Genomic DNA, 14,972 nt, shown 5'->3' with positions numbered 1-14,972 from the left:
AAGCCGAATGCCTTGCTGTAAGAGGTTCGGATTGCGCTCCACGCATCCGGCGTTTTTATTTGCGGCACGCAAGAAAACGACGCAAGAAAATACTTCGCGTCATCACGCAAATTCACCCTAAACTTTTCCCCGCATTCCTGGATTGAGACAGAAGGACGGACTGAAAAACGGTCCGCGCATTCTTCGTTCGAACATCCAGGAAGACTTCATGGTTGCCGTGATTGCAGGAAATGGTCTGGGGCTGGGCAATACCTCGCTGACGCAGCTGGGCCAGGCGCAAGGAGGCGCATCGAATCTGGGGCAGGCGCAATCGCGCCAGTACGTCAATGCCGCCAACGGCAACCTGGTGCTGCAGGGGCAGGATCAGGGCCTGCTGTTCGACGACCTGCCGCTGAACCAGCTGCGCACCTACAACAGCTTGAGTCCCGGCGGCGGCAGCCAGGGCTGGCTGTTCGGTTTCAGCCGCAGCATCGGCGGGCTGGCCGGGACGGTGAACACGGCAGGCAGCACGGTGTCGCGCGTGGCGGATGACGGCTCCATGGTGAGCTACGCCTACAACGCCAGCGCCGGCGCCTACCTCAGCACGGGACAGAGCGGCAGCGTCGACACGCTCACCTGGAATGCCGCCAGCTCCAGCTGGACCCGCACCGATGGCGCCAGCCGCCAGCAGGAGACCTACAACGCCGCCGGCCAGCTGACCGGACTGAGCTCCCCCGAGAGCGGCGCCAGCTACAGTTTCGGCTACAACGGCAACCAGCTCACCACGATCACCGCCAGCGATGGCGATGTGCTGACGCTCGGCTATGACGGCAACGGCCGACTGGGCAGCATCTCCGTCACCGAAGTGCCGCCCGGCCAGACTGCGGCCGTGACGCGCCAGGAGGTGAGCTACACCTACGACGCGCAGGGCCGCCTCGGCACCGTCACCACCACGCTCGCCTCCGACACCAACAGCTCCAGCTCCGCCAGCTACACCACCACCTACGGCTACGACGGCAGCAGCGACCGCGTGGCGTCGGTGACGCAGAGCGACGGCACGGTGGCCAGCTACACCTATGCGCAGGACAGCCAGGGCGTGTACCGCGTCGCCAGCGCGACCACCGGTACCGGCGCGGCCGCGCAGACGGTCAACTTCAGCTACGACTTGAACGGCGACACCACCACGGTGAGCAATGCGCTCGGCCAGGCGTGGACTTACGGCTACAACGCCGCCGGCCAGCTCACGCAGGTGACCGCGCCCAGCGTCAACGGCGCCAGTCCCGCCACGCATTACAGCTACGACGCCAGCGGCAATCTGCTGCAGTCGGTGGATGCGAACGGCGCGGCCACGCGGTACAGCTACGACGCGAACGGCAACCTGCTGAGCGTCACCGATGCCACCGGCCACGCGGTGAGCTACACCTACAACGCCGACAACCAGGTCACCAGCAAGACCGTCTACGCCGTCGCCGCGCAAGGCACGCCGGGGCAGGGCGGCTACGTGGCGCCTTCGGGCGCGCAGACCACCTATTACGTCTACGACGCCGGCGACCGTCTCAACTTCACCGTCGATCCGCTGGGCGCCGTGACGGAACACGACTACACCGTGTCGGCCGCCGGCCTCAGCGAGCTGAGCACGACGCGGACGTACCTCGGCGCTTCCTACGACACCAGCGCCGCCACGCCCGCCAACCCGCCCAGCCTGGCGAACCTGCAGGCCTGGGTGGCGAGCAGCCCGGTGCAGAACACGCTGGCGCAGGCCACGCGCACCGACTACAGCTACGACGTGCGCGGCCAGCTGGCCTCCAGCACGGTCTGGGGCACGCTGGCCGCGGATGGCACCGGCGCCATGCAGGGCGGCAATATCGCCTACGACGCGGTGCAGACCAGCTACACCTACGACGCCAGCGGCCGCCTGCTGCAGACGATCCGTCGCAGCGGTACCGATCGCTCGTCCCTGGCCACCACCAGCTACGCCTACGACGGCATGGGCCGGCTGATCGGTAGCACCGATGCTCTGGGCTACGTCACCAGCTACACCTACAGCGACAGCCAGAACACGCTGGCCATCCACCAGGCGAATGGCCTGGTCACTACCGAAGTGCGCAACAGCGCGGGCCAGCTGGTCAGCCGCACGCAGGCGGTGACGGGGCAGCCCAGCCGCGTCACCAGTTACCTGTACAACGCGGCGGGGCAGTCCGTCGCCACCATCGACCCGGCCGGCAACGGCAGCTTCACCTTCTATGACGCGGATGGCCGCGTCACCGGCACGGTGGATGCCACGGGCGCGGTGACGGCTTACGCCTACGACGCCGATGGCCGTGTCGTACGCACCACCGACTACGCCACGCCGGTCAGCACCAGCGGCTGGATCAGCGGCGGCGCATTGACGGCAAGCCTGCCCGCGGCCTTGCCGGTGCCGAGCGGCAGCGCGGACGACCGCATCGCCGACAGCGTGTACGACAGCGCCGGCCGCGCGGTGGCGAGCATCGACGGCCTGGGCAACGTGGTCACCGTCAGCTACGACGGTGCCGGCCGCGCGCTGAGCAGCCTGGCCTATGCCACGCCGCTCACCGCCACGCAGCGCGCGGGTCTTGGCACGCCGCCGACGCTGTCGGCCTTGAACGCCGTACTGGCCAGCAACAGTGCCGACCGTCTCGCGCAGACCGTCTACGACGCCGACGGCCGCACAGTTGCCAGCATCGACGCAGCGGGCTACGTCACCATCACCAGCTACGACAACAGCGGCAATGCGGTGCTGGTCACCGCATACGCCACCGCGCTCACGCCGAGCCAGCGCAGCGGCCTGGGTACGGCGCCAACGCTAGCTTCGCTGCAGGCCGTGGTGACGAGCAGCAGTACGGACCAGATCACCCGCAATTACTACGACCGCGAGAACCAGCTGGTCGGCAGCATCGACCCGGCCGGCTATCTGACGGTGCGCAGCTATCAGGAGCTGACCACGGCGTCCTATCCCACCGCCGTGCGCATGGAAAGCGACATGCGCTATGCGCAGCCGCTGACTGCGGCGCAGATTGCCGTGCTGCCCGCCCATCCGGGCTATAGCGACCTGGTCGCCGCTGCCGCCGCGGCGGGCCAGTCCGCGGGTTCCGCCCTGCAGCAGGTGCAGCGCTTCTACGATGCCGACGGCCGCCTGGCGGAAGTCGATGCCATCAACGGCGCGGAAACCACCTACACGCAGTACTCCTACGACAGCGCCGGCCGCCAGGCGCGGATCAAGCTGACCACCTCGGGCGCGGCGCTGACGGCGGAGCGTTCGACCATCACCGTGTACGACGGCTACGGCGACCTGGTCAGCACCACGGATCCGGTCAATGCCTTCGCCGGCTACACCTACAACACGCTGGGCCAGAAGACCCAGTCCAGGGACGCCGCTGGCAATATCACCTGGTACTACTACGGTAGCGACGAGCGCCTCGCCTACACCGTGCAGGGGCAATCCAGCGGCAGCACGCTCAATGCGCTGGCCAGCGTCACGGCTTACACCTACAACGCCTTCGGCCAGGTCACCGCGAGCACGGCCTACGCAAGTCTGCTGAGCCTGGTCACCAGCGGCAGCAGCAGCGGCACCACACTCAATGCCAATGCCGCCAGCACGGCGGACGTGGCGGCGGCGGTCGCGGCGCTGCCCGCCAGCGCGGCCGATCCCAACCAGCAGGTGAGCACCACTTACGACGCCGATGGCAACGTGGTGATAGTCACCAGCGGCGACGGCTACCACACCGCCACCGCTTACGACGCGTTCGGCGACGTCAGCCAGGTCACCCGCCAGCTGAGCGGCGCCGGCAGCGCGCTCAGCGGTTCCAACAGCACGGTCACGCAGTACGTCTACGATGCGCGCGGCGAGCGCGTACAGGAAACCGATGGCGTGGGCGGCGCCGCGACCCAGGCCAGCTCGGCCACCTACGATGCCTTCGGCCGCGTCACCAGCCGCACCGACGCCAACAACAACGTGGTCACCTACAGCTACGACCCGCTGGGCCGCCAGGTCGGCAGCAGCCAGACGGTGCAGGGCCAGGTGCGCACCACGCAGACTACGTACGACGCCATCGGCCGCGTGCTCACCGCGGTGGATGGGGTGGGCAACACCACCACCTACCAGTACGACCCGACCGGGCTGACCACCACCATCATCACCCCGGGCGGCATCCACACCGTGGTGACCAAGGATCCGTTCGGCGACACGCTCACCGTGACCGATGGCGCCGGCAACGTCACCACCTCGACCTACGACGCCGACGGCCGCCTGCTCACCACCACGGACGCGCTGGGCAATGTCCGCACCAACCACTACGACCTCGACGGCAACCTGAGCCAGACCGCCTACGCCGTCGGCAGCAATTTCTCCTACAAGGATGTGAGCTACACCTACGATGCCGCCGGGCGGGTGCTGACGCAGACCGTCGACCCGGGCAGCGCGGTCACCACCTATGCCTATGACGGCGAAGGCCGCCGCCTCAGCGTCACCGACCCGCTGGGCACGGTCACCACTTACAGCTACGACGCCGACGGCAACACCCTCACCCAGGTGCAGGACGCCGGCAGCGGCAAGCTCAACATCACCACCACCTACAGCTACGACGGCGCCGGCAACGTGCTGACGGTGACGCACGGCGCGGGCACGTCCGCCGCCGCTGCCACGCAATACGTCTACGACAACCTCGGCCGCCTGACGCAGAAGATCGACGATCCGTCGAACCTCGCCCTGAGCACGCGCTACACCTACGACGGCGATAACCATCTGCTCAGCGCCACCGACGCCGTCGGCAACGTGACGCGCTACGTCTACGACGAGGCGGGCGAGAAGGTCTTCACCATCGATCCCACCGGCGCCGTCACTCGCATGTGGTACGACGCCGACGGCCGCCTCACCACCACGCGCGGCTACGCCACGCTGCTGACGGCGAACCAGCTCAGCGCGCTAGGTGCGGCGCCGACCCTGGCCGCCGTGGCGGCCGATGTCACCAATACCGCCAGCGACAGCTATCAGCAGAGCGTCTACAACGCCGACGGCCAGGTGGCCTACGCGCTGTCCGGCACCACGCTCAACGCTACGCAGTACAGCTACAACGCGGACGGCCAAGTCAGCCAGGTGCGCCGCTATGCCGCGCCGCTGTCGACCGGCAGCATCAGCCCCACGGCGACCTCGACTGCCGTTGCTTCATACATCACGGCCGGCAGCAGCGACCTGCAGAGCTGGAGCGCCTACGATGCCAATGGCGAGGCGGTCTACCAGATCGACGGCACGGGCGGCGTTACCCAGCGCGTGTTCGATGCCAACGGCAATGTCACGCGCAGCATCGCTTACGCAACAGCCTTGACCGCTGCGCAGCTGGCCGCGCTCGGCAGTGCGCCGACGGCGGCGCAGGTCGCGGCGGTGGTGACCACCAGTGCCGCCGATCGCAGCAGCTATGCGGCATATGACGGGCTCGGGCGGCAGCTGTACGCCGTCGGCGCCACGGGCGCAGTGACGCAGACCAGCTACGACGCCAATGGCCGCGTGACCGCGACCACGGCCTATATCAACGCGCTGACGCCAGCACAGCTCGCCGGCCTGGGCAATGCGCCGACCGATACGCAGATCCATGGCCTGCTTACCGCCAGCAACTACGATCGCCACAGCTACGCGGTGTACGACGCGGCCGGCGAGCAGCGCTACGCCATCGACGCGATGGGCAACGTCAAGGAAACCCGCTACGACGCGGCCGGCCGCGTCACCGAAGTGCTGGGCTATGCGAATGCGGTGGCGGGCGTGCCGGGAACGCTCGCGCAGGTGGCCAGCGCGGTAAGCGCCGCGGGCAATACCGATGCCAACGCCCAGGCCACGCTCTATCTCTACGACAGCGCCGGCCGCCAGCGCTTCACCGTGCGCCAGAACCAGGGCGGCACGGTGGGCGCCGTCACCGAGCAGCGCTACGACGCCAACGGCAACATAGTTGCGCGGATCGCTTATGCCAACACGTTGGCGTTGAGCACCAGCCAGCCGCTCAGCGCGCAGTTGAACACGGCGAGTGTGGCCAGCGCGGTGGCGGGCACGCCGGCTGCGGGCATGCAGATCACCAGTTCGGTCTACGACGCGGACAGCCGCGAGATCTATCACGTCGACGCGCTCGGCGACGTCACCCAGAACGGTTACGACGCCTTTGGCCGCACGGTTTCGGTGCAGCAGTACGCGCATGCGATCACGGTGCCGGCGAGCATCACCGCGGCAACCATTGCCGCCGCCGTGGCAGCCGCGGGCGGCGCCACCGGTGCCCGCGTCAGCACCACCACCTACGACACGCGCGGCAACGTGCTCAGCACCGGTGATGCGCTGGGCGTCAATGCCACCTACAGTTACGACGGCCGCGGGCTGAAGACCGGCGCCACCAACCGCGACGGCGCGGCGTGGACCTACAGCTACGACACCACAGGCCGCCTGGTGCAGACCGGCAGCCCCGCGGTGACCGTGGGCAGTTACAACACCGGCGGCGCCCTGCAGAGCGCCGCGAACCAGTATCTCTACACCACCACCGCTTACGACACGTTCGGCGAAGCGACCAGCGTTACCCAAGGCTATGGCACCGCACCGACCGCGATCACCGCGGTCAGCACCGTGCATTACGCCTACGATGCCGCGGGGCACAGGGTGCAGACCACGGACGCGATGAGCGGCGTCAGCACCGCCACCTACGATGCCTTCGGCGATCAGGTGGTGAGCAAGGACGCGAACGGCAACTACGACTACCGCGTCTACGACAACGACGGCCGCCTGATCGGCGCCATCGATGGCGCGGGCGGCATCACCTCGTGGAGCTACGACGCTTACGGCAATGCGGTCAGCGCCGCGCAGCACGCCGCGCCCTTCGCCGGGCTGGGCGGCAGCTGGACGGCCGGGCAGCCGGTCACGCCGGATCAATTCAACTCAAGCACTTCCAGCGGCGACCGCATCACCAGCACCACCTACGACCAGTGGAACCAGAAGACCCAGGTAGCGCAAGCCGCCATTTCGATGACGCTGGGCATGGGGCCGCTGGCGGGGCAGAGCGCCACTGCCGCGCCAACCACCGTCTATACCTACGACGCCTACGGCAACCTGGTCACCAGCGCGGTGCTGCTGCAGCCGGCCTTGACGGTGGGCGGCACCAGCTCGCCAGCGGTATGGGCGACCACCAACACCTATTACGACGCACTGCACCGTGTGGTGATGGTGGTGACGCCCACCGGCAGCTATACGAGCCCGCAGGGCTATGTCACCACCACCGCCTACGACGCGTTCGGCGAAGTCGCCACGCGTACGGACTATGCGCAGGCGATCAGTGCGAGCGGCCTAAGCACGTCGACCATGCCGGCGCTGCCGCCGGCGGGCAACCAGACCACCGGCGACAACCGCGTCACCACCTACGCCTACGATGCGATCGGCCGCGTGCTGAGTCAGACGCTGACCGGCGACGTGGGCTATGTCACCAGCAACGGTGCGACCCAGGGTGCGCTCAGCAGCGGCAACCCGACCGACGCGATCAGCGCCAGCGTCACCAGCTATACCTACGACGGCGAAGGCCGCGTGCTGAGCAAGTCGGTCAACGGCATTGTCACCACCACCACCTACGACGCGCTGGGCCGCGTGGCGACGGTGACCGATCCGGCGCGCCAGGCGCTGGTCAGCAACTGGGCGGCGCTGCTGCAGAGCAACCCCGGCTGGGATCTCACCACCGCCTCGCTGTATACCTCGGTCAGCCCCGTCACCAGCTACGTGTACGACGCGCAGGGCCATGCGCTGAGCACCACCGTGGCCGCCGGCGGACTGTCGCAGCAGAGCCTGGCCGTCTTCGACGCGGCGGGCCGGATGACCTCGTCCACCGATGCCGACGGCACGCGCCACAGCAAGACCTACGATGCCAATGGCAACCTGCGCACCGACAGCTACACGCTGACCGGTTCCACCACCGTCACCACCACCAACACCTACGACGGCAACGACCAGCTGCTCAGCACCACCGTGCAGCGCAGCGGCACGGCAACCTACGACAGCTACACGCAGCAGCAGCGCAATGCCTTCGGCGAGATCTCGGCCAAGGGCGACAACAACGGCTACGAGCTGAGCTACACCTACAACGCCGCCGGCCAGCTGCTGACGTCCACGGACAGCAAGACCGGCGTCGTCCACACCATGAGCTACGACCTGGCCGGTCACCTGATTTCCGATAGCGCATCGGGCCAGGCCACCACCAGCACGCTGGACCTGAGCGGCCGCGTCGTCACTCGCCTGTTGCCGGCCACCAATGCCACCAGCGGCGCCAATACCGCGCACAGCAGCTATGGCTACGACCGCTGGGGCAATGTCATCAGCAGCACCGATGCCAACGGCAATACCACTACCTACACTTACGACGACCAGGACCGCCTGTTCCAGACCACCGAGGCCAGCACCCTGGTGGTGTCCGCGCAGGGCAACTACGCCAACGCCAGCTCCACCACCGTCAGCGCCTACAACGCCAACGGCGAGCTGATGGGCAGCAAGGACGAGAACGGCGTGTGGCTGTGGAAGACCTACGACAGCGCCGGCCACCTGACCATGGCGCAGGATGGCGTGGGCAACCGCACCTACACCGCCTACGACGCACTGGGCCGCGCCGTGGCTCAGCAGACGCCGCCGGCGCAGACCGCCACCGGCACGGTGGCGCAGATCACCTTCACCAGCTACGACAATCTCAACCAGGTGACGGGGCAGGGCTACTTCCAGCTCAACGGTGCGGGCACCGCGCGCAGCATGGTTACCCAGCAGACGCTGGTGCTCGATGCCAACGGCGACCGCATCCAGGTCACCGACGCGCTGGGCAACAGCAGCTACTACACCTACGACGGCCAGAAGCGCGTGCTGAGCAGCCAGACGGCCCTGCAGCATGCCAACAGCCAGTCCAAGACCTACGGCTACGACGTCAACGGCTATCTGATCCACCAGGTGGATGCCAACGGCAACAGCCAGAGCTGGGTCTACGACGCCTTCGGCCGCGTGCAGAGCCACGTCGACGAAAGCGGCGCCACCTACAACTACACCTACAACGCCACCACCGGCTTGCTCGCGACCGAGACCAGCAACTGGTCGCCGACGGGGCCGGCCGGCAGCACCACCTCCACGCTGACCTTTACCTACGAGGCGGACGGCCAGGTGGCCAGCCTCAATGAAGTGGTCAACGGTGCAACCTCCAACTACACCTACAGCTACGACGCCAACGGCAACGTGGCGCGTGCCACGGTCGCCACGCAGGATGGCGGCGGCACGGCGGTCGGCAATCAGACGCTTATCGGCTACGACAGCCACAACCGCGTGCAGGAAGTGACCGTCGAGAACGCCGCCGGCACGGTGGCGACCATGCGCAGCGTGTATGTCTACGACGCCGCGGGCAATCGCCGCGCGGTGTTCACGGCGAATGCTGCGGGCCCCAATGGCGCGGCGGCGACGCCGATTCCGCTCACCACCGGCGGGCCGACGCTGACGACGGCGCTCACGGCGCAGAGCGTGCCGCCCGGTACGGCGCTGAACTACGCCATCGGCGGCAATTTCAACGATGCGCTGGGCATGGGCCTGAGCTATGCCGTGAGCGGCATGCCGAGCTGGCTGAGCTTCAACGCGACGTCGCAGACCTTTACCGGTACGCCGCCGGTGCCGACCGCGGTGGGCAGCAGCACCATCACGGTGGTGGCGACGGATGCGCTGGGGCATACGGTCAGCACGACGGTTGCAGTGGCGGTGCAGGCGGTGGCGCCGGTGTTCAGCGGTGCCGTCAGCAACCAGACGGTGCAGCCGGGCGCGGGGATGAGCTATACGGCGCCAGCGGCCACGGATAACAACGGCGAAGCCGTCACCTATACCGCCACGGGTTTGCCGGCGGGCCTGACCTTCAATGCTTCGACGCGGACGATCAGCGGCACTATCAGTTCCATCGCGGCGGCCACGTATGCCATCACCTACAAGGCGACGTCGACTTCCGGCACCAGCGTCAGCACCAGCTTCAACATCACCGTGCCGGCGGTGGCGCCGGCGTTCACCGGTGGCATGACCAACCAGACGGTGCAGCCTGGCGGCTCGCTCAGCTACCAGGCACCGACGGCGACGGATGCCAATGGCTATACGGTGAGCTACAGCGCCAGCGGTCTGCCGTCGGGGATCAGCTTCAATGCGTCCACGCGTACCTTCAGCGGTTCGCTGACCACGGCGGGCACGTATACGGTGACGTATACGGCGACGTCGAGCGCGGGGACCACGGCGTCGCAGACGTTCACCATCACGGTGCCGGCGGTGACGCCGGTGTTCACCGGTGGCGTGAGCAATCTCAGTGGCACGGCCAGCGTGGTGATGAATTCGTACCAGGCGCCGACCGCCACTGACGCCAACGGCTATGCCATCAGCTACAGCGCGAGCAATCTGCCGCCGGGGATCAGCTTCGATCCTTCGTCGCGCATCTTCAGCGGTACGCCGACGACGGCAGGGACGTGGACGGTGACGTATACCGCCACGTCGACGGCGAATACGGTGGCGTCGACGACGTTTACCATCACCGTGGTCGCGGCTTCGGCGCCGGTATACAACGGAGGCATGCCCACCGGCATCACCTTCAACGCGGGTGATTCGGAAACCTGGACCGTACCCGCCGGCGCTTTCAGCAATCCTATGGGGCGTCCGCTTTCTTACAACCTCCAGGGCAACAAACCGCCCGGCGTTGAAATGAGCCCTTCCGGCGTGATCACCGCCAATGTGCCGGCAAGCGCGTTGAAGCAGGCCTACTCGTGCAGCGTCGTGGCTTGGGACCCTGCAGACAGTCTGTCTGTGAGCGTGCCTCTGCGCATCCAGATCCTGACCGGCATCGGCACCTTGTCCGCGCAGACCATGAGCGCGGGCGCATCCAGCCCGGCGCCGGAAATGATGTCGGTCCAGACCGCGCAAGCCACCCAGGCCACCACGCCCAACGTCGTCGCCGACTGGTACACCTACGACGCCGACAACCGCGTGGTGGTGGCGAACGGCGCGCTGCAGAACGGCCAGATCCTGATGACCACGGCCACCAACTCCGCGTCCAACGCCTACGACGCGGCGGGCAACGTGGTGACCTATACGACGGAGCAGAGCGCCGGCCAGTACACCACCCAGCGCAACAGCTACGACGCGCTGAATCAGCTGACCATGATCCAGAACGAGGCGCCGGGCAGCTCCACCTTCGCCACCTACGAAACGCGCAGCTACGACCTGGACGGCCGCCTCAGCAGCGACGTCACCTGGAACCTGCCGGGCCACCAGGGCGCAGGCACGCTCAACGGCAACGTGGTCACCTTCAACGACGCCGGCTGGGTCGCCACCGACACCTTCTACAGCTACAACGCCGACGGCGAACTGGTCGACCAGAGCGAATACGCCGAGGAAGGCGCGCAGGCGCTGATCAACCAGTACGGCAACAACGTCGCCACGAGCTACCAGGACACCACCGCGCCGAGCGCACCCAGCGGCGCCACGGCAGGCTCGCTGTACCTGGCCACCGAGAAGAACTACGCGGCGGCCGGCGCCGGCTATGGCTACGACGCCGACGGCAATGCGCTCGGCTACCGCGTCACCACCGGCAGCGTCTCCACGGTGGTCAACGGCAGCCCGGTGAGCGGCACCATCGGCTACCAGAACGCCTACATTAAGCAGAACGGCCTGCTGCTCGCCAGCACCACGCCCACGCTGATCAGCGGCGGCGGCACCGTCAACCAGCCCACGGTGAACACCTATAACGACCTGGGCGAACTGAGCAAAACCACCGGCACCGTCAACGGCACCAGCCAGACCCAGGTGATGGCCTACACCGCCGGCGGCCAGATGGCGCAGCAGAGCACCACCACCAGCAGCGGCACCGTCACCACCACTTACGAGTCGGTGAACGAACAGCAGCTGGGCAGCGTGGATACGGCCGGCGCCATCAACGTGCTCAGCACCACCGGCGGCTACAGCAACAGCACACAGGGTGCGCAGAACTACACCGTGCGTGCGGGTGACACGCTGCGCTCCATCGCCATGGCGGTGTACGGCAACAGCAACTACGACTACATCCTGGCCGAAGCCAATGGCCTGTCGATCGACAGCACCCTGCCGCTGGGCATGGTGCTGCGCATTCCGCAGGTCACCACCAGCACCAATGCCTACGACAACTTCCAGCCGTACTCGCAGGGCACCTTGCTGGGCGGCGGCGCGGCGGCGTTCGATACGGCCGGGCAGGCGGTGGCTTTGTCGATCGAGGCGCAGCTGAGCCAGCAGTCGGCCTTGGCCAAGACGGTGGCGCAGATCGAGCAGGCCGCGCAGCAGTGGGCCGCGCAGCAGGCGGCGGCGCTGGCGGCGCAGCAGGCCGCGGCGAAGGCGGCCGCGGCGGCGCAGATGGCGGCGGCGCAGGCGGCGTCGGCGCAAGCCGCGGTGCAGGTGGCGTTGGCGGCGAAGCAGGCTGCGCAGCAGGCGGAGGACGATGCGAGGCAGAAGGAGGCCGAGCAGCAGGCGGACCAGGCTGCAGCGGATGCGGCGAATCCTGGCAATGCGATTGCCGGGCTGTTCGGATCCGGCGGGGGTGGCAATACCGTCACCAACCCGTTCAACTCCTCGTATATCCCGCCGATTCCTGCCGACGACGGCATCGATATCAGCGGCGACCTGAACTTCGACGACAGCTCGGGCGGCGATGATGGCTGGGGCAGCTCCGACGATGGCTGGGGCGGTTTCGGCAATTACTTCGGCGGCAATTACGACACCGGGTCGTCGTATGACTATGGTTCTTACGGCAACGATTGGGGCGCCGATGATTGGGGTTCGGGCGATACGGGTAGCACCGATGAAACCGGCAGCAATGACGCTGCCGATAACAGCGGTGACACCACGTCGGACGATCCCTCGCCGTATGAGCAGCAGATTGCGCTGGATGACCAGCAGATTGCGGATTCGGAGCAGCAGATAGCGGCGTCGGTGCAGCAGATTGCGGTGTCGAATGAGCAGGTGACGCAGGCGAACGATGCGCAGGCGCAGGCTAATGCGGAGTATGCGCAGTATCAGGGGCAGTATCAGCAGGCGGTGCAGGAGGCGCAGCAGGCGCAGGCAGAGGCGACGCAGCTTGGGAGTACATTGGCAAGCGCTATGACCGTTGGGGCCATGAATTCGTGGTCAGATCCTGACGTTAGCCATATCAATCTGCAGAGTCAGCAGGATGTGTGGGCCGCAGCGGCTTTGGAGTCATCTAGCCAGTCTGGTGGCTCGGAGCTGAGCAATTTCATAGCGCCAGGCAATAACAGCGTCGGTAGTACCGCTATGAGCGCAATTCCTTACGGCGGCTATCAGGGAGATTTACTCGGTGTTGGGCCAGCGGACTATCAAGGTGGTCCCGTTTACTCTTTGCATCCGCTCGACTACACATTGCCTGCCTATCAGTCGGCAGAAACGTTTGCGTCACAAGACGAATCGCCCGCAACGGTGGTCAATCTCAACCCGTCGAACGTATTTTCACAGGGCAATCCATCCTGGCTCAGCCAGGCGGACGATCAAATTCATGGATTCAATGAAATCGTTCGCAACGAACTGGCGGACGAAGGAGCCCAAGATCTTCATGACGGCAATCAGGCCGCTTTTGTTTGGGGGGGCATTAAATACTCCTTCTATCAGACCTTTATGCCCGACAGCGTCGAGCAGGGGGTTGTCGGAATAGTAGGAGGCAAAGTGGCTGGCGCTGGTATCGGCTATCTCGCCAAGGGAGCGGTTTCCATTGCGCCAATCCTAGGACGTGATGTTGGTAGCCTGGCCGGAGATGTGGGCAAGTCGGTAGGAGGCTTGCTCGATAACTTGCGTGGTTCGGCTGGCAGCGTCGATACTCTCCCGGGCCCAGAAGCCCCAGGCGAGATGCCTGAGGCACCGGAAGCTGTTCCAAACAGTACACCTCCAGTTCCAAACACGGGACTTACTGGCGTGCCGATCAATGGGGCCACTAGGAGCGTTCCGCTTGGGTTTGAATCTGAGACCCAATTCCACGCTGCTTCGCAAGAGCTTATAGATGCGATGGCTGAGAATGGATTTAACGATGCGACTGTTGGTGTGCGAGGAAGCTCAGTCACCGGCTTTGGCAGCAATCCGCGAAGCCCGACGTTTGGACAGCCATTTGGTCCATCAAGCGACATTGATCTTTTTGTCGAAAGTTCGGATGTGGTGTCTGCATTCAAGAACCAGCCGAACTTCATACACCCTGATCGCATGATCGATGCCTATCCCAATCTTGACGCATGGAGTCAAAAATGGAGTGAGATACTTGGTAGGCCAGTATCCCCCGCCGCCTGGAAACCGGGCGCGCTTCCGTCAACTCCTGCTATTTTGGTTAAGCCGCAATGAAGCATGTGAATCTGTTAATGGCCTCGGTGCCGGAAGAGACGATGGCTACGCTGGCAGCGAAGATATTTCCGCTGCTTGGTGTTGCGTCTTATGAAGAGCGTTTTGGTAGCCATTATGTGGAAGAGCGCTATTTTCTTGGCGAAACCGATCAGGTTGAGGTTAAGGTCATGCTTTCCGATGACCAGGATCATTCGGACCGGCCGTTCTGGGTCCGAATAAGTGCCCGGGGAAATGGCATGGACTTGGGCGATGAGCTCATTGAAAAGCTAGTCCGAGAGAGGCTTCTCCCATCGGGCTTACGAGTGGCGCGAATCGACAAATTTGGACAGGTTGGAGAGCGGAGGTCCGACTACTAAGGCTACTGGATATTGATGTCTCTAAGGCATCAGCTGATTGATGTTCTCGCTGTAATCGAGGGGATATCGCGCGACCACGATCGAGCTGTTGCCTGGCTGCAGGAGCCGATCGCGACGTTTGGCGGCAAGACTGCACTAGAGCTGGTCGCCGAAGGCCGCACCGAGGACCTGTTGGGTTCCTGGCCTCGGTCGAATCTGGCTATGTCGGCTGAATCGGCGGCCCACGACGAGCACGTGACATCGGTAGC

The 14,972-nt window shown here is 65.8% G+C and carries 2 protein-coding genes; both read left to right on the top strand.

Annotated features, from left to right (window positions below; all coding sequences use genetic code 11):
• Positions 1–208 precede the first annotated feature (208 nt).
• A complete protein-coding gene (locus FHW84_RS02065) occupies positions 209–14,368 on the top strand; it encodes a putative Ig domain-containing protein (protein WP_167252451.1) in 14,160 nt (4,719 codons plus the stop codon).
• Positions 14,365–14,724: a hypothetical protein gene (locus tag FHW84_RS02060; protein WP_167252450.1), complete on the top strand. Its 360-nt coding sequence runs from the start codon at positions 14,365–14,367 to the stop codon at positions 14,722–14,724. The genes FHW84_RS02065 and FHW84_RS02060 overlap by 4 nt, the downstream gene beginning before the upstream one ends.
• Positions 14,725–14,972 lie beyond the last annotated feature (248 nt).

It is taken from the genome of Dyella sp. SG562, from assembly GCF_011759495.1.
GTDB lineage: Bacteria > Pseudomonadota > Gammaproteobacteria > Xanthomonadales > Rhodanobacteraceae > Dyella_D > Dyella_D marensis.
Note: the sequence above shows the minus strand (reverse complement) of the source record. Positions and strands in the feature narration are given on the sequence as shown.